General features: G+C 68.8%; 11 protein-coding genes and 8 pseudogenes. 11 read left to right on the top strand and 8 right to left on the bottom strand.

Features of this window, described 5'->3' with window-relative positions; translation table 11 throughout:
- Window positions 1-53 precede the first annotated feature (53 nt).
- Window positions 54-1,324 (bottom strand): annotated as a pseudogene (locus A6P39_RS01740) (IS256 family transposase).
- Between the two features lie 170 nt (window positions 1,325-1,494).
- On the opposite strand from A6P39_RS01740, the pseudogene A6P39_RS01735 reads away from it, so the two are divergent.
- The 7 genes and pseudogenes from A6P39_RS01735 to A6P39_RS01710 form a co-directional block, all read left to right on the top strand.
- Window positions 1,495-2,127, top strand: a pseudogene (locus A6P39_RS01735) (IS5 family transposase); the annotation flags it as partial.
- Window positions 2,091-2,339: pseudogene (locus A6P39_RS45300) on the top strand (IS5 family transposase); the annotation flags it as partial. The pseudogenes A6P39_RS01735 and A6P39_RS45300, both read left to right, overlap by 37 nt.
- A gap of 73 nt (window positions 2,340-2,412) precedes the next feature.
- Complete coding sequence (locus A6P39_RS01730; RefSeq protein ID WP_067040005.1) at window positions 2,413-2,709, top strand: hypothetical protein; 297 nt, start codon at window positions 2,413-2,415, stop codon at window positions 2,707-2,709.
- 52 nt (window positions 2,710-2,761) lie between these two features.
- Complete coding sequence (locus tag A6P39_RS01725) at window positions 2,762-3,691, top strand: ADP-ribosylglycohydrolase family protein (protein ID WP_067040002.1); 930 nt, start codon at window positions 2,762-2,764, stop codon at window positions 3,689-3,691.
- 123 nt (window positions 3,692-3,814) lie between these two features.
- A complete protein-coding gene (locus A6P39_RS01720) occupies window positions 3,815-4,480 on the top strand; it encodes an ArsR/SmtB family transcription factor (RefSeq protein ID WP_067039999.1) in 666 nt (221 codons plus the stop codon).
- Window positions 4,477-5,814, top strand: coding sequence for an MFS transporter (locus A6P39_RS01715; RefSeq protein WP_067039996.1), 1,338 nt, complete (start codon window positions 4,477-4,479; stop codon window positions 5,812-5,814). The genes A6P39_RS01720 and A6P39_RS01715 overlap by 4 nt, the downstream gene beginning before the upstream one ends.
- A 272-nt stretch (window positions 5,815-6,086) precedes the next feature.
- A pseudogene (locus A6P39_RS01710) lies at window positions 6,087-6,860 on the top strand (ISL3 family transposase); the annotation flags it as partial.
- A gap of 474 nt (window positions 6,861-7,334) precedes the next feature.
- On the opposite strand, the gene A6P39_RS01705 reads toward A6P39_RS01710, so the two are convergent.
- The 3 genes and pseudogenes from A6P39_RS01705 to A6P39_RS45290 form a co-directional block, all read right to left on the bottom strand.
- Window positions 7,335-9,032, bottom strand: coding sequence for a recombinase zinc beta ribbon domain-containing protein (locus A6P39_RS01705; protein WP_067039993.1), 1,698 nt, complete (start codon window positions 9,030-9,032; stop codon window positions 7,335-7,337).
- 154 nt (window positions 9,033-9,186) lie between these two features.
- Window positions 9,187-9,501: pseudogene (locus A6P39_RS45295) on the bottom strand (recombinase family protein); the annotation flags it as partial.
- A 237-nt stretch (window positions 9,502-9,738) separates the two neighbouring features.
- On the bottom strand, window positions 9,739-9,990 hold the full coding sequence (locus tag A6P39_RS45290) for a DUF5372 family protein (RefSeq protein ID WP_443053049.1): 252 nt from the start codon (window positions 9,988-9,990) through the stop codon (window positions 9,739-9,741).
- Window positions 9,991-10,031: 41 nt separating this feature from the next.
- Here A6P39_RS45290 and ltrA point away from each other — a divergent pair, with 41 nt between their 5' ends.
- Together ltrA and A6P39_RS01690 are read left to right on the top strand one after the other, a co-directional pair.
- A complete protein-coding gene (ltrA, locus tag A6P39_RS01695) occupies window positions 10,032-11,138 on the top strand; it encodes a group II intron reverse transcriptase/maturase (protein WP_275883772.1) in 1,107 nt (368 codons plus the stop codon).
- Window positions 11,139-11,241: 103 nt separating this feature from the next.
- A pseudogene (locus tag A6P39_RS01690) lies at window positions 11,242-12,058 on the top strand (transposase); the annotation flags it as partial.
- 143 nt (window positions 12,059-12,201) lie between these two features.
- On the opposite strand, the gene A6P39_RS01685 reads toward A6P39_RS01690, so the two are convergent.
- Window positions 12,202-13,194 carry a diacylglycerol/lipid kinase family protein gene (locus A6P39_RS01685; RefSeq protein WP_331454067.1) on the bottom strand — a complete coding sequence of 331 codons (993 nt, stop codon included), beginning with the start codon at window positions 13,192-13,194 and terminating at the stop codon, window positions 12,202-12,204.
- Between the two features lie 268 nt (window positions 13,195-13,462).
- Here A6P39_RS01685 and A6P39_RS01680 point away from each other — a divergent pair.
- Window positions 13,463-13,702: pseudogene (locus tag A6P39_RS01680) on the top strand (Sua5 family C-terminal domain-containing protein); the annotation flags it as partial.
- 272 nt (window positions 13,703-13,974) lie between these two features.
- On the opposite strand, the gene A6P39_RS01675 reads toward A6P39_RS01680, so the two are convergent.
- Window positions 13,975-14,616: a carbonic anhydrase gene (locus A6P39_RS01675; RefSeq protein ID WP_067054426.1), complete on the bottom strand. Its 642-nt coding sequence runs from the start codon at window positions 14,614-14,616 to the stop codon at window positions 13,975-13,977.
- Between A6P39_RS01675 and A6P39_RS01670 the strand changes: the two genes are divergently transcribed.
- Window positions 14,615-14,869, top strand: coding sequence for a hypothetical protein (locus A6P39_RS01670; RefSeq protein ID WP_159396185.1), 255 nt, complete (start codon window positions 14,615-14,617; stop codon window positions 14,867-14,869). The two genes, A6P39_RS01675 and A6P39_RS01670, sit on opposite strands and share 2 nt — an antisense overlap.
- A gap of 157 nt (window positions 14,870-15,026) precedes the next feature.
- On the opposite strand, the pseudogene A6P39_RS01665 reads toward A6P39_RS01670, so the two are convergent.
- Both A6P39_RS01665 and A6P39_RS01660 read right to left on the bottom strand, forming a co-directional pair.
- Window positions 15,027-15,362, bottom strand: a pseudogene (locus A6P39_RS01665) (type III effector protein); the annotation flags it as partial.
- A gap of 9 nt (window positions 15,363-15,371) precedes the next feature.
- Window positions 15,372-16,271: a YihY/virulence factor BrkB family protein gene (locus A6P39_RS01660; RefSeq protein WP_067054425.1), complete on the bottom strand. Its 900-nt coding sequence runs from the start codon at window positions 16,269-16,271 to the stop codon at window positions 15,372-15,374.
- Window positions 16,272-16,331 lie beyond the last annotated feature (60 nt).

Genomic DNA, 16,331 nt, shown 5'->3' with positions numbered 1-16,331 from the left:
CAGCCCCCCACCAAGATCGGGCGTGTCAGCGACTTTGTGTAAGTCGGTTGGTTTCATTGGATGCTGAGCCGGTCCTCGAAGAACAGTGAGAACTGGTTGAGTGCCTCTTTCCAGTGTGCGGCGACGTGGTTCGCGTCGCGCGCTTTGGGGTTGATCTGCTCGCGGACGGCGAGGTAGAGGACCTTCAACGCGGCCTGCTCCGAGGGGAAATGACCGCGGTTGCGGGTGGCCTTACGGAGCCGCGAGTTGATCGACTCGACCATGTTCGTGGAGTAGACAACGGTCCTTATGGCCGGCGGGAACGCGAGGTAAGGCGTGAACTCCGGCCAGGCCGCCCGCCAGGTCCGCACGATCGCGGGGTAGCGTTCGCCCAGCTCAGAGGTCTCGAATGCGTCGAGGGCCTGTTCGGCGGCCTGCTCGGTCGGGGCCGTGTAGATGGCCTTGAGTGCCGGGACCAGCTTGGGGTGGTCGCGCACCGACGACAGCCTCAGCGAGGCTCTGGTCAGGTGGATCACGCAGGTCTGGACGGTGGCCTTGGGCCAGGTCGCCGTGACCGCGTCGGGCAGGCCTTTCAGCCCGTCGCAGGCGACGATGCACACGTCCTCGATGCCCCGGTTCCGCAGTTCGGACAAGACCGCCATCCAGGTGGTGGCGCCCTCGCCCTCGGAGCCGACCCACAAGCCCAGAACGTCCTTGCGGCCGTCCATGTCCACGCCGACGGCCAGGTAGACCGGCTTCGAGGTCACCGAGCCGCAGCGGATCTTCACCCACAGGGCGTCGATGTAGATGATGGGCCAGACAGCGTCGAGGGGCCGGTTCTGCCAGGTCACGAACCGTCGACCACCGCGTCGGTGACCTTGCTGATCAGGTCGGGGCTGACCTCGACCCCGTAGATCTGAGCGAGATGGGAGCGGATGTCCCGCACGCTCATCCCTCGCGCGTAGAGCGAGAGGATCCGGTCGTTGAAGCCCGCGAGCCGACGGGCGTTCTTCGGGACCAGTCGTGGTTCGAAGTCGCCGTTGCGGTCCCGCGGCACCGCCAAAGTGACCGCGCCGGCATCCGTGAAAACCGTTTTGGGTGACGTGCCGTTGCGGGAGTTCCCCGACCCGTGACCAGCGGGATCACCGCGTTCGTAGCCGAGGTGTCCACTCATCTCGGCCTCCAGAGCCCGCTCCAGAACAGCCTTGGTGATCTCCGTCAGCAGCCCGCCCTCACCGAGCAAAGCCGCCCCAGAGGCGTCGGCGCTGTTCAGCAGCCGCTCGACGACCTCGTCGACCATCGCCTCCCCGGCCGCCGCGGCGACCGGTTCTGTCTTCTCCGCCATGACTTGTCCGATCCGCCTGGCCAAGGACCCGAGGCCGAGCCCACGGCCAGGCTGTCATGTCACGGACTTACACGATCTTTCAGACACGCTCACCAAGATCTTCATGAGGCTTCTAGGCCGTGTTTTAGGTCCGGGTTCCGTTCCATGCCTCGCGCCGTGATGATCACCGTGTGGGGCGTGGGGATCTTTCTGATGAGCAGTGGTCAGTGCTGGAGTCGTTGCTGCCTGCGGCGGGTGTGAGTCGCAGGTGGCCGGGGCGGCGACGCCTGGTGGACGGTGTGCGTTGGAGGGTGCGGACGGGTGTTCCGTGGCGTGACCTGCCGCCTGAGTACGGGCCCTGGCAGACCGTGTACGGGTTGTTCCGGCGATGGCAGCGGCAGGGGGTGTGGGCGCGGCTGCTGACGCTGTTACAGGCGCGGGCCGATGAGGCCGGGCTGATCACGTGGGAGGTCAACGTCGATTCCACGATCTGCCGGGCTCACCAGCACGCGGCCGGTGCCCGCCGGGACGGCGGGGGACAGAAGGAGGCGCCTGGTGGTGTCGCCATCGACCACGGGCTGGGCCGGTCAAGGGGTGGGTTCACCACGAAGATTCACCTGGCCTGCGAGCAGGGTCAGAGGCCGTTGTCGCTGCTCGTCACCGCCGGGCACCGGCACGACAGCCCGCAGTTCCAGCCGGTCCTGGAGGCCATCGGCGTGCCTCGGACCGGTCCCGGCCGGACAAGGTCCGGGCGGACAAGGCCTACGGCTCCCGCGCGAACCGCGCCTACTTACGCAGACGCGGCATCGGATGCACGATCCCGGAGAAGGCTGATCAAGTCCGCAACCGCAAGAAGCGTGGTTCACGGGGCGGGCGACCGCCGAAGTTCGACAAGATCGACTATCGCGAGCGCCATGCGGTCGAGTGCGGGATCAGCCGTCTCAAGCAGCACCTGGCAGTGGCCACCCGATTCGACAAGCTCGCGGTTCGGTACGAGGCGACGGTTCACGTCGCGGCGATCCACCAATGGTTGTGAGCCGTCGGGCGGCCCGGCGGCCGTGCCATGCTGGCCCCCGGCACTTCGAGCAGCACACGCATGGGGAGGTCCGGTGGCCGCTGATTACTACTGCGCGGACAGCGAGAACGGCGACCACGTCGACGACCCGTCCGAAGACGCCCTGTTCGAGCTGGTCAGCGACCTGAACGGCACAGACAACACCTTCGTCGTGATCCAGCCCGATGAGGACGATCCCGCCTGGTTCGCGTCCGTCGCCGTCCTGGAGACGGGCGGCTACGAGATCGTCCGGCGTGACACCAGCCGCCGCGAGCACGACGTCACCGTAGAGACAAGCATCGACCAGATCGCGGGCGACCTCACCAAATGGCTGGCCACCCGCGCTACCTAAAACACGGCCTAAGGCCGCGCGGCCGTCGGCGCGGCACAGATAGCCTGCGCGGATGGAGCGGATTCAGCGGGCCGCCGGCGCGGTCGTCGGGTCAGCGGTGGGTGACGCGCTGGGCGGTCCCTTCGAGTTCGGTCCCCGGGGAGCGTTCTCCGCACGGTTTCCCGAGCCTGGTGCCGGTGGCGAGATGTGCGGAGGCGGCGGCTGGGACCCCGGCGAGGCCACTGACGATACGCAGATGGCCGTCCTGGTCGCGGAGTCGCTGCTGGAGCGGGGCGGACTGGATCTGCCGGACATCTTCGCCCGCTTCCAGCGGTGGGCGGCATCAGAACCGAAAGACATCGGCTTGCAGACCGAAGACGTCCTGACCAACGGCATGCCCTGGGACCTCGCCGCTGCGATCCATTTCCAGGTCAACCAACGAGCAGCCGGAAACGGCTCGTTGATGCGGGCATCGACCTCCGCCGTCTACTTCGCCTTCTCCGGCCAGGAAGCCACCATGGACGCGGCCCGCCGGATCGCCGCCCTCACCCACGGTGACCGCGCGGCCTGGGAAGGCACCGCGATCTTCCACGAACTCATCCGCGTCACGTTCGAGGACACCGACCCTCTCACCGCGCTCCCGGACATCCTGGCTCTCGTCCACCCCGACCACCGCGGCCGCTACGCCGCAGTCCTCGCGCCCAACTGGCACCCCGCTCAGGCGACCGAGTTCAACGGTGCCGTCTGGCCCTGCCTGGGCTCAGCCGTCTGGGCGCTGCGCACCACCACGAGCTTCGAAGACGCGATACGCGCGGCGATCGACCTCGGCGGTGACACGGACACCGTCGCCGCGGTCACCGGAGGCCTCGCGGGGGCGCACTACGGGCTGGACGCAATCCCAGCCCGCTGGACCCAGCCACTCCATGTCCCCCTCCCCGGATTCGATGGGCGGGTGCTGCACCTGGCAGATCTGCTCCACCTTGCGCGCCGCCTCGGAGGCTGAACCGGGCCTTGCTCACCAATCGGCCGATGGATGAGCAGTGGCGCCGCAAAGGCTCCTAGACCGCAAAGACTTGTTCGCAAAGGGACCTTTGCGAACAAGTCTTTGCGGTCTAGGGTGGGCGGTATGACTGACCCAAACGTGAAGCCGGACGGCCCGAACGTTGAAGAGGACGCCGTTGTCCTGGACGCCAAGGGGCTGCGTGCCTTGGCGCATCCGGTGCGCGTGCAGTTGGTTGGGCTGCTGCGGAAGTACGGCCCGTCGACGGCCACCCGCCTCGCGGAGCGGCTGGGCGTGAATTCCGGTACGGCCAGCTACCACCTCCGGCAGCTCGGCGCGGCCGGTTTCGTCGAGGAGGACACCGAACGCGGCAACGCGCGGGAGCGCTGGTGGCGTTCGGTGCACCGGACTACCTGGTTCAACGATCCGGAGCTGGCCGAGCGGGAACCCGAAGCAGCACTGGCTTACCAGCAGTCCGTCGCCGCCATCTACACCTTGCGCACGCAGCAGACCCTGAACGGGCTTCAGACGATGCCCCGCGCATGGCAGAACACCTTCGACATGAGCGACTGGGCCTTGCGGCTCACGCCCGAGGAAGCCGCCGCCCTGTACCGGGAGTTGACGGACGTCATCGCGCGCTACCGGCGAGACGCGCCGGAGACGGCGGCCAGTGCCCCCGAGGGCGCCGAACGCGTCGCCGTGATCACGCAGATCCTGCCCGAACTGGATGCGCCTGCCTCGTCGTCGCTCCCTTCCCGCCCTCAGGAAGAGGAAGGAAGCCCGACGTCATGACCGACGATGCCTCGAAGGCCGGCGGCATACCCGGCAAGAGGTCCTTACGACCGCTGGGCGGGGTGCTGGCGGCCATGGTTGTGTCGCTGACCGGCACTCGGATCTCCGTTGTGGCACTGCCCTGGTTCGTCCTGGTCACAACCGGGAGCGCCACCCAGACCGGACTGGTCGCCTTCTGCGAGATGACTCCCTACGTGGTGGTCAAGGCGTTCACAGGGCCGCTGGTGGACCGGATCGGCCCGCGGGCCGTTTCCTGGACCACCGATCTGGCCAGCGCGACCGCCGCCGCCGCGGTTCCCCTGCTCCACGCCCTGGACCTGCTGTCCTTTCCCCTTCTGCTGGTTCTGGTCGCGCTGATCGGCGCGGCCCGGGGACCCGGCGACCTCGCCAAGGAGGTGATGGTCCCGGAGGCGGCTGAGCGCGGCCGGGTGCCGCTGGAGCGGGCCACCGGTCTGGCCGGTGTGATCGAGCGGCTCGCCTCCACCGTCGGCCTGGCGGTCGGCGGATCTCTGGTGGCGCTGCTCGGTCCCCTGACGGGACTTGCCGTCAACGCGTGCTGCTTCGCCCTCGGATCGGTGATCATCAAACTCGCGCTGCCTCGCGGCATGGGGCACGCGGTCGAGGAAGCCCCCTCGCCGACCGGGGGAACCGGACCGGGCTACTGGCGGCGGTTCGGCGAGGGCTTCACCTTCCTGCGTGGCGAGCCGCTGCTGCTCACCGTCATCGTCATGTGCGGCATCACCAACCTGCTGGACGCGGCGATCACCTCAGTGCTCATACCTGTCTGGGCCAGGGAGTCCGGCAACGGGCCGACCGCGATCGGCCTGATGGGCAGCGTCATGGGGGCCGCGGCGGTCGGCGGGAGCCTGATCGCCGCGATGGCCGCGCACCGGCTGCGGCGGCGGGTGGTGGTTCTCACCGGGTTCCTGCTGGCCGGGGCACCGAGGTTCCTGATCCTCACCTTCGATGCTCCGTTGGGGGTGGTACTGACCGTCTTCGCCATCAGCGGGTTCGGTGCCGGCTTCGTCAACCCAGTGCTGGGAGCCGTCCTCGTCGAGCGGGTCCCGCGCCGCATGCTGGGCCGGGTCAACGCCCTCGGTGACTCACTGGCCTGGGCAGGCTTCCCTCTCGGCGGGCTGCTCGCAGGGGCGGCGGTGACCGCTGCCGGACTCGTGCCGGTGCTGCTCGCCTGCGGTGCCGCGTATTTCCTCACCACAAATCTGGCTGGACTGCGGACGGAATGGCGCGAGATAGACCGTACGCGTGGGCGGGGCGTCCTGAAGCCGCACTCCAAGGAAGACGCCTCACAAGACAGCGCGAATGTAGCGACATGACCCTCCCGGAGGGAGGGTGTACGACATCGATCTTCGGCCGCGACTCGAGGAACTTGCGAGAACCTGCGTTCCCCGCCGAGATGTTCTCCAGCCCAAAAGTAGCCCTGATCGACCTTGGACCAAGCGGTAAAGCCCTCCACGTAGGCGTCAGCGTCGGTACCTGGTCTCAACGCAGCACTGTATTCCCTGGCCAAAGGCATAGGGGCGGGTCTGTGACTGGGTCTGTTCCGTAGTCGGTGGTGACGGTGAGTGCCCGCCTGTGATCATTGAGCGTGCATGATGCGAACGCGCTTATAGGAACGGTGTTTTCGGGGTTGTCGGCGTTGGTCATCGAGGAAGTGGCGGACGGTGGCGAGATAGTCCGGGTTACGGCTCGGACCCGGGATGTTCCCGTTCCCTGCCCGGTGTGCGGGGTCGTGACGGGGAGGGTCCACGGATATCACGGCCGGACGGTGCGGGATGTGCCGGTCGACGGCCGGCAGGTCGTGGTCCGGGTGAGGATACGACGGCTGGTCTGTCCGGTCCTGGGCTGCAGGCGGCAGACCTTCCGAGAGCAGGTTCCCGGGCTTCTGGAGCGCCATCAGCGCCGCACCACACGTCTGACCGGTCAGCTCGCCGAGCTGGTCAGGGAGTTATGCGGCCGGGCGTCCGCCCGACTCGCCCGATCGCTGGCCGTGCCCGTGTCGTACGCCTCCGCCCTGCGGCTGCTGCGGCGGGTGCCCGTGCCGGCGGTGCGGATCCCGCGGGTGATCGGGGTCGACGACTTCGCCCTGCGGCGTCGGCAGAGCTACGCCACGATCATCATCAACGCCGAGACCGGTGAGCCAATCGAGGTACTGCCCGGCCGCGACGCCGCCACTGTGGAAGCCTGGCTGCGCGGACATCCGGGCATCGAGGCCGTGTGCCGGGACGGATCGGCCACCTACGCCGAGGCGGTCCGCCGAGCCCTGCCCGACGCGGTCCAGATCAGCGACCGCTGGCACCTGTGGCAGGTGCGCCGTGAGGCGCTGATTGATTGCTGGGCACACCGTCTGCCGAGCATGCCGTGGGAGGGGCGGAGCCGCCGTAGTACTCCGAGCCGGGGAGAGCCCGGCACATGGGGAAGGGCGGCAGCGAGATCGCAGGGGAGGTACTGCAATGTCCGAAGAATCCGGGGTGGATACCCCGGTCGCGTGGCCAGCGGCCGAATTCGCTGAGCTGCGGGTACGGAGAATGCAGATCAAACTGCACCGTTGGGCGGTAGCCACCAGGGCTTCCGGTTCGACGATGTGTTCAACTTCGTCTGCGACCCAGCCGTCTTGGTGATGGCCTTCGAACGGGTTGCGGGCAACAAGGGAGCCCGGACAGCGGGCGTCGACGGCCAACGCGCCGCCGATGTCCAGGAGTCCGGGATGACAGCGCACCTGAACCGCATCCGTTCGGCGCTGAAGGCTGGGACCTTTCGGCCCCTGCCGGTGCGGCAGCGGATGATCCCCAAGTCCGGTGGGAAACTGCGCCGGCTGGGGATCCCAATGGATGCTTCATACTGCCCCTCCTGCTGTGATAGTTGGCGTTGTGACTGTGAAGTTCCGTGTGTGGGCGGCGTGTTGGCGAGCTGATGCCTCGATCGTGCTGTCCCAGGGGATGCACCAGCGGCCTGCCGGGGTGCGATAGGCGGCCAGCCGGCGGATGCGGATCCAGTAGTAGACGGCGTCGGCTGGGATACCGAGCCGCATCGCGACGTCGTGGACGGTGAGGCAGCCGTAGACGTGGCCGGGCAGCGGGCGGGCGCCGGGGCCGGTGGGGTTGAGGTGTCCGGAGCTGGCGATCCGGGCTCGGCAGTCGGCTTCGACGGTTTCGTTCCAGGTCACGCACCAGCGTCCGCTGCGGTCCTGGCGGGCGTCGAGACGGTGATGGGTGATCCAGTAGTAGGCGGCGCTGTAGCTGACGCCCAGGATCCGGGCCATGTCGTCGATGCCGATCTCTCCGTCCCGGTAGGGAACGGTGCGGGGCGCCCGAACGCGGTAGGCATGGCGGGCCCAGCGCACCGCTTTGACGTCGAAGGGGCGCTTCTTTCCGGTGGTCAGGCCGGCTGCGTTGAGCTGGTCGACGAGTTCGTCGTCCGTGTGGGTGGGACCGAGCCGGGTGATCAGATCGATAGCGGCGCTCGGCGTGCGCAGGTCGTTGCGCATCACGCTGATTTCGTCGGTGGCGCCGGTGTGCCAGCGGATGCCGATCCGTGCTCGGTGTCGGTTGGGTTCGGGCAGTAGCGTGACGTCCGCGATCAGTGTCCGCAGCAGGCGTTTGCGGTCCTTGTGGTGGGTGTCGGGTGCGTCCCAGAGGCGGGGCAGGTCGGTGGCGAGGGCCTTGAGAGCGTCCGGTTCGGGCAGCGCCGGCCGGGCCTTGCGGACATCGTCCAAGGCTTGCTCTGCTTCGGCGAGGGCAGCGAGCTTGGCCTCCCAGCGAGTCTCCAAGGTGCGGGCGACCAGGCGGTTTTCCGGTTCGACCCGGGTGAAGGCGCGCTCGGCGCGGTCGGCCTCGTAACGGGCGCGATCCAGGGCGAGTTCAGCGGCGCGGTGGCCGCGGGTGTGCCGGTCGGCGACCTCGCCTGCGGCGGCCAGGGCGAGAGCGATCTGCTGCGGGGTGAGTGCGGCCAGCAGCCGCTCGGTGACCGCGTCGTCCACAGTGTCCGCGGCGATGGAGCGGCAGGTTTCGGTGGCCTGCTGGTCGGCGCGGGAGGCCGAGCACTCGTAGGCGGCCCGGCCGCCGCGGTGGTAGCGGGTGGTCATCGGGCGCCCGCAGGAGCCGCAGAGCATGATCCCCTGACACAGGGCGAGGCCCTCGCGCGGCGGGCGGGCGCCGTCATGGGTGCAGTTCGCCTCCAGCCTGGCCTGGTTGTCCTCGTAGTCGTCCCAGGTGATGTAGCCATCGTGGTGGTCATGGATGACCACCGGCCACTCAGCCCGCGGCTGCAGTTGGATGCCGGTGTGAACGGTGCCGTCCGGGTCGACGCGCCGCCGGGTGATGTACCGTCCGTAGACATATGTCCCCGCGTAGCAGGGATTGTTGAGCACCCCGAGGGCACGGGCGTGGGTCAGCCGGCCCCAGCGCAGCTGGCCGGCCCAGATGCCCCCGAAAGCCCGCAGAGGGAAGGGGCGGCCCACGAACGTGGAGACCACCGCGTAAGCCGAACCGCCGGCCTTGAAGGCGGCGAACACGTCCGCGATCGCGGCCTGCACCTGCGCGTCCGGGTCCAGGACGCACAGACCCTCGTCGTCGTAGACGTAGCCGACCGGCAGCGGGAAGCGCAGTTCGCCGCGTGCGGCCGCGGCCTTCTTGGCCCCCGTGCATGCGGCAGGCCAGGATGTGCAGTTCGGCCTCGCTCATCTGGCCTTTCAGACCCAGCAGGAGGCGGTCGTTGATGTCGGCCAGGTCGTAGGTGCCATCGTCGTCGATGAGCAGGGTGTCGGTGAGCCGTGCCAGCTCCAGCAGCCGGGCGAAGTCCGCCGAGGACCTCGCCAGCAGGGAGACCTCCAGCCCGAAGATCGCTCCAGCCTCGCCGAGACAGACCTTCGCCACGACCTGGCGAAACCCCTCCCGGTCGGCGCCGAACCGGCCCGAGGCCCCCAGATCGGCGTCGATCACGGCTACGTTCGAGCGGGCCCAGCCCAGCCTGACCGCCTCGTCGGCCAGGCCGTATTGCCGCATCGTGGACTCGGTGTTCTCCCTGACCTGCACGAGCGTGGACTGCCGCAGATAAATGACGGCCAGCCGCTCGAGATGCGAACTGCGGATTTTCCCCTGCCGTTCACGTCCGCCTCCCAGCACGGACTCGACCATGTTGGCCACCGCCATCACAGCCTCGCGACACACCCCGCTCGCTCCGGCCATGGCGCCTCGTTCCTGCCCGCAGCCCAACAGCGGCACGGTGCTGGTCCCTTGTCATCAGGATCCGCCTCCGTCCGCACCGGCGCGACAGCTGACCAGCGCATCCACCAGTGCACGAGCGGCACTCAGGCCCTCGGCCGTGAGCCGGTGCCCGACAGGCTCCCCGGCGCGGTCGGTCCACTCCCGGGGCAGGGTCACACTCCGCGATGCGCCGCTTGCGCAGACAAACACCACGGCTCCCGCTCGCCGCTTGGTGAACAACACCACCAGACGCCGGCCCGCCAGCGGGTGAAACGGATGCGTGACCACCAGCGAACCCAAGGAATCACTGGACGATACGGCCCTATGCGATGACCGTGCCGACCGTCACCGACCGGGTGGTGCAGGCCGCGCTGAAGCTGGTCCTGGAGCCGATCTTCGAGGCGGATTTCCGTCCGTGCTCGTATGGGTTCCGGCCCAACCGGCGTGCGCACGACGCGATCGCTGAGATTCACCTGTTCGGTTCCCAGGGATATCGCTGGGTGCTGGACGCTGACATCGAGGCGTGCTTCGACCGCATCGACCACGCGGCCCTGATGGGCCGGGTCCGAGCGCGAGTGAAGGACAAGCGAGTGCTGGCGCTGGTGAAGTCGTTCCTCAAAGCCGGGATCACGACCGAGTTCGGCGAACGGAACGAGACCACCTCCGGAACACCGCAAGGAGGCATCCTCTCGCCCCTGCTGGCCAACATCGCGCTGTCCGCGCTCGACGACTTCGCCGCCGAGCAATGGTCAAGCGTGATGACGACCCGGCGGGATCGCGAACGACGGCGACATCGGGGCCTGCCGACCTGGCGACTGGTCCGCTACGCGGACGACTTCGTCATCATGGTCCACGGCACGAAGGAGCACGTCGAAGAGCTTCGCGAACAGGTGAGTGAGGTCCTGGCACCGATGGGCCTGGTCCTGTCACCGGCCAAGACCCGGATCGTCCATCTTGCGGACGGGCTCGACTTCCTCGGCTTTCGTATCGTTTGGATGCGGAAGCGGGGAACGGACAAGTGGCACGTCTATACCTTCATCGCCGACAAGCCGGTCGTGTCGCTGAAGCGGAAGATCAAGGCACTGACCCAGAGGTTGTCGCATCTCGATTACAAGATCGCGCTGATCCGGATCAACCAGATCCTGCGCGGCTGGGCCAACTACTTCAAACACGCGGTCGCCAAGCACACCATGGCCCGCCTGCACACCTTCGTCTGGTGGCGGCTGGTCCGCTGGGTGATGCACCGGCACCGCATGACGTGGACGGCCGTCCGGCGATGGCTCCGAGGCCCGCAAGGGCGTTGGAAACTCATCGAGTTGGACGGGATCACGCTGTTCCACCTCGGCAAGGTGCCGATCACTCGGTATCGCTACCGGGGCAACAGCATCCCCAGCCCTTGGCCGGACGCCCTGACCGACCCAATCCCAACGGCATGATCTCGTGGAGAGCCCGGTGCTCGGAAACGGGCACGCCGGGTTCGGCGGGCGGGCCGGGGAAACCCACCGGGAGCAATCCCGGCAGGGCGCCCCGGTCCGACCCAACAGCCTCGCCGAGGCCGTCCGCAAAGAAGTCGCCGCGCACAGCACCTGCTGGGCGAAAGCGGGCCCGCCCCCGGCTGAGGGGGGACAGGCTGCCACCACCCGCGAGCGCTGGCAGCAGGTCCACGCCCTGCGCGAGCGCGGAGTCGGACTTTTGGAGTGCGCACGGCGCCTGAACCTCGCCTTGAACACCGTCAAGCGCTATGACCGTGTCACCGAGCCCGAGCGCCTCATCCGCGCCCCCAAGTACCGGCCCACCCTCGTGGACCCCTACCGCGATCACCTGCGCAAGCGCCGACTGGAGAACCCAGCCGTCCCCGTCACCCATCTCCTCCAGGAGATCAGGGAGCTGGGCTACACCGGCAGCTCGAACCTGCTGGTCCGCTACATCAACCAGGGCCGTGTCGAGGCCGACCGGCCTGCCCTCTCGCCCCGGCGCCTGGCCCGCTACCTGCTCACCCGTCCCGACCGCCTCAAGGACCACCAGCGGGAACGTATCGAGACCGCCCGCACTGCCTGCCACGAGATGACCGCCCTGGCCGACCTCATCCACCACTTCGCCGTGCTGCTGGATCCCGCCGACGGCAATGCCACCCTGCTGAGCACCTGGATCACCTCGGTCCAGGCTGAGGACCTGCCCCACCTGCATGCTTTCACCCGGGGCCTCGAGAAGGACCGCGCCGCAGTCGACGCCGCACTCACCCTGCCGCACCACAACGGCGGCACCGAAGGCGTGAACAACAAAACCAAGCTGATCAAGCGCCAGATGTACGGCCGCGCGAGCTTCCCCCCTCCGCCACCGCATCCTCCTGGGCTGACCACACCTCTGCGTCACCACCGACTACGGAACAGACCCGATCACCTGACAGCGGCCTCACCATCTCGCCTTCCACCTTTAGCCGCCACGCCCCAATGGGCCTTCGGGCCCTGTCTCCGCTGCCCACTGTGCGACCTGCTTCGGTCAAGCGGTGTGACGGCCATGAAACCGCCCGACAAGTGAAGCAGCCCGCTGGGCGACGGACCATCCCGGCGGTCGCCATCCGGTGGGCGCGATGCCCGGCCGATGGCGGGGAACCCATACCCGAAGCGTCCGGGGACTGATCCGGCACCGCACGGGAGTGCGCAGGGTGACGGCTTCGCCGTCCAGCCCGACGGGGACGACCGGGGGATCGGCGTGGATGACGACGTCGTCGGGTGTCGCCAGACGGGTCAGTCCGTGCATCTGCCCGCTTCGCAGCCTGGCGGCCGTTTCGGCGGGGGTCTCCGCCCTGGCGGCCAGTACTCCCAGGAGCCCGGAGTCGAGCTGCGCACGCCTGTCGAGCCCGGCCGGGTCGTCGATCTGGTAGGGGTTGTTGCTCACCAGTACGGCGTCCGGCCGGTCCACGGTGAGCAGCCCTGTGCGTACCACCAGCTCCGGACCCTGGTGGTGGGCCAGGAATTCCGGGAGGATCCGTACCATCGTGCCGATCTTGTCCTCCCGGTAGGCGGGGTCCTGCACCAGGGCGGCGTACGCTCCGAACGACACGTTGTTGACGAACGCCCGCTCGCCTGCGTACCCGAGATCCACGCGCAGCTCGACGCCGTCCCTGAGGGCCTCCAGCGCGGCCGAAGGGTCCTCACGGTCCAGACCGAGATCCATCGCGAAGTGGTTGCGGGTGCCCGCCGGAATGACCATGAACGGCAGGCCGCTCTCCGCGGCCACCTCGGCGACGAGCGCCTGCGTGCCGTCTCCCCCGGCGACCCCGAGCAGATCCGCACCGTCGTCCACGGCGCGTCGCGCGACAGTCGCCAGGTCCTGGGGCAGGGAATGATCGATCAGGAAAACCTGAACTCCGAACGCACGGGCGCGTTGCGCGATCCGGAACCGGCTCGCCTTCCCTCCCCCTGAATGCGGGTTCACGATCAGATAGGGCCGTCGTGCGCCGGTCGCCGGTCGCGACGCGTTCTCAGTCACGGCATGTACCGGCAAGCCGCATGCATCAGCCCGGCGCACATCACAGGCGACAGCAGGGCTGCCCCGATCACACCCTCGGCTGGCGGCGCCGTCCCCCACCGGGTCGACGCTCCGGCGATCCCACGTGTGGCCACCGCCACCACGACACTTCCTTCGACAGTTGCGGCCTACGGCACCAGCTTGCAGCGTGGCCTGAGCATTCGCACCTGGGACGTGCCTGGTCGACCCGCCACCCCCGTTAAGTCCACCGTGCCCGGACCGATCCCCGGGACACCAGGTGGGCGTATTCCTTCCCCCGACCTTCGCCGGCACTGCGGTGAAGGCGCACGCTTTGGTGAGGGTCCCCAGCAATCTCGCCGCCTACGCGCGCGGGCTGTACGGGTTCCTGCGCGAACTCGACCAGCAGGGATGCGACCTCATCATCGCCTCCCTGCCGACGGAGGAGGGACTAGGACTGGCGATCGTCAACCAGCTTCGCCGCGCCGCGGGGCCACGGTCTACCGCGTGACCGGCGCCGGGCGCCGTGCTCTCACTGCTCTTGGAGACGGGGCGGGGCGGGTTGGGGACGGGTTCGGCTGAGCGGCCACCGTTCTGGCAGGCCGGGCACAGCTCGTGCCGCCCGTCGTCGGTGACGACCGTTCCTCATCCCCGGCACACCTCGCAGCCCGCGGCCCGCGCCAGATCAGGGCGGGGGACGGTGCTGGGCGCGCGCCTCATCCACGTACATAGGCGTGTCCTGCGGCCGCGGCACATCGCGCTGAGCAGCCACGGCCGGGGCGGTCAGGACGCGGCGGGGACCGTTGCGTCGAGGCCGCGGGCTGCGACGAGTTGTGCGCTGCCGTCGGCTAGGCGGTAGTGCAGGCCCACCACGGCGGCCTGCCCGGCGGCGACCTTGTCGGCGAGGACTCGGGAGCGGTCCAGCAGCAGGTCGGCGGTGTGCCTTATGTGCTCGGCGAGGATCTGATCGGGCTCGACCTGTCCGGCGGCCCGTGCGGCCAGCACGCTGGGGGTCACCCGCTCCACGACGTCCCGGACGTATCCGGCCGGTGTCATGCCGTCCTCCAGCGCGGCGCACGCCGCGCCGACCGCGCCGCACGAGTCGTGACCGAGGACCACGACCAGCGGGCAGCCCAGCACGTCCACGCCGAACTCGATGCTGCCCAGCACCTCCGGGCCCATGACGTGGCCGGCGGTGCGCACCACGAACAGGTCGCCCAGGCCGCGGTCGAAGATGATCTCGGCGGCCAGCCGGGAGTCGGAGCATCCGAACAGCACGGCGAAGGGCTGCTGGGACGGTGCAATCTCGGCGCGGCGGGTAGCGTCCTGGTTCGGGTGCTCGGGGGAGCCCGCGACGAAGCGCTGGTTACCGGCCAGCAGCAGCTCGTAGGCGTCACGGGGCGTCGGGGTCTTGATCTCTGTCATGGCCGAAGCCTACGAGTCGGATCACCCGTTGGCGGTGCGTGGATGCTCACAACGCTGGTGCGGAGCCTTTTGCGGCCTCGCTGGGGCGTACCGGCTGCCGCCCGAGTCGGATAGTCCCAACAACGCCGACGTGCATGAACGCACGGCGAAGCGGCCGGCGTCGTGGAACGGACGCCCGGTGATAGCTGCCATCACGGTGGCCACCGTGATCCTCGCGGTGGTGTCCGCCGTGGTAGGTGACCTGCCCAGGTGAGCGCCCATGGGCTGTTTGGAGAACTGGTAGTGCGGAGCCGGCGCGCCGCAGCCGGCCGGTCACCGTCGTCGGCGCCGTGCCCGGACCTCCTGACAGCGCCTCCCGGCAGCAGATCCCTCTCGGCGCCGACATCTGTAGCAGTCGAGGAAGCACCGGGTCAGTCGGAGGCGGCGGAGGTGGTGTCGGTGAGGGCGTCGAGTCGGGCGGCGAGGTCGGGGTGGAGGTGGGTCAGGTAGGGGCGAGTGGCGTTCAGCGGGCGGACGAGGGCGGCGGGATCGTCCTGGGCGAGGGCCGCGTCGAGCTGGCTGACGGGGCCGCGGGCGGCGGCGGGGAGCTGGGTGAGGGCGGTGATCTGGCCGGCGATGCGGCGCAGGTCGGCGGCGTTGTTCCGGGCCCAGGCGGTGAGGGCGCGGTCGGCGGCGCGGCGTTCGCGGGTGGCCTGGACGCGTTGTTCGCCGGTGGCGCCGATGGGGCCGGGCCGGCCTCGCAGGTAAGCAGACGATCAGCTGGGAGACTGTGGGGTCGCCGACGCTGAGGCAGCAATCGCAGTCGACCGATGCGGGGCGGGTTTCGCCAGCTCTACGTTGAACTGAGCGCCGATCAAGAGGGCCAGGTTGGACAGCCACAGCCAGATGAGGAAGACCACCACGCCCGCCAGCGAACCGTACAGACGGTGGTAAGTGCTCACGTGCGAGGCGTAGAGGGTGAAGCCGAGGGAGATGGTCAGCAGAAGCACGATCGCCAGCCCACCACCCGGCGCCGTTTTCCGCACCCGTCTCGAGGGAGCCGGACCTGACCGGTAGAGCACCAGGACGAGGGCAACCGCCACCGCAGCCAGAACGGGCCAGCGCAGCGCGTCCCACGCGGTCTGAGGCACGGTGCCCAGGTTGAAGGCCCGGCCCAGGCGCCTGGCCAGGCTCCCGCTCACCAACAGCGCGAGAGTCGTGGTGAGCAGCAGGCTGATCAGTACGATCGCAGTGATGATGATGCGCGGGGCGGTGCGCCATACCGGCCGGTGTGCGTTGGCGTGGTGGATCGCGTGCAGGGCCCTGCGGAAGACACTCAGATAGCTGCAGCCCGACCACAACGCTCCGACGGCGCCGAAGAAGACCAGCATCCATGCCGCGGACGACTGTTCGGCCATCTGCAGAAGAGCACCGCGCAGCAGCCCGCGGGAGGCGACCGGGACGACCCCCGTCACCCGGTCGATCACCGCAGGCGTCGTAGTGGGCATGGTCAGCCCCAGAACCGAGAGAATCACCAACAGGACGGGGAACAGGGCGAGGACGGCGTAGTAGGTCAGAGCGGCGGCCCAGTCGGCGACGTCATCGTTCCAGACCGCCACCGGTGTGCGGCACAGCGCCGCCCACCACTCTTGCTTACGGCCGTCAGTATCATCCATGATCGTCTACTCCCCACAGGAATGACTGGGCATCCTCACACCTGCCTCGCCGGTCCGCTG

The sequence above is a fragment of the Streptomyces sp. FXJ1.172 genome (assembly GCF_001636945.3).
Classification (GTDB): domain Bacteria; phylum Actinomycetota; class Actinomycetes; order Streptomycetales; family Streptomycetaceae; genus Streptomyces.
This window is presented reverse-complemented; position numbering and strand designations above follow the sequence as displayed.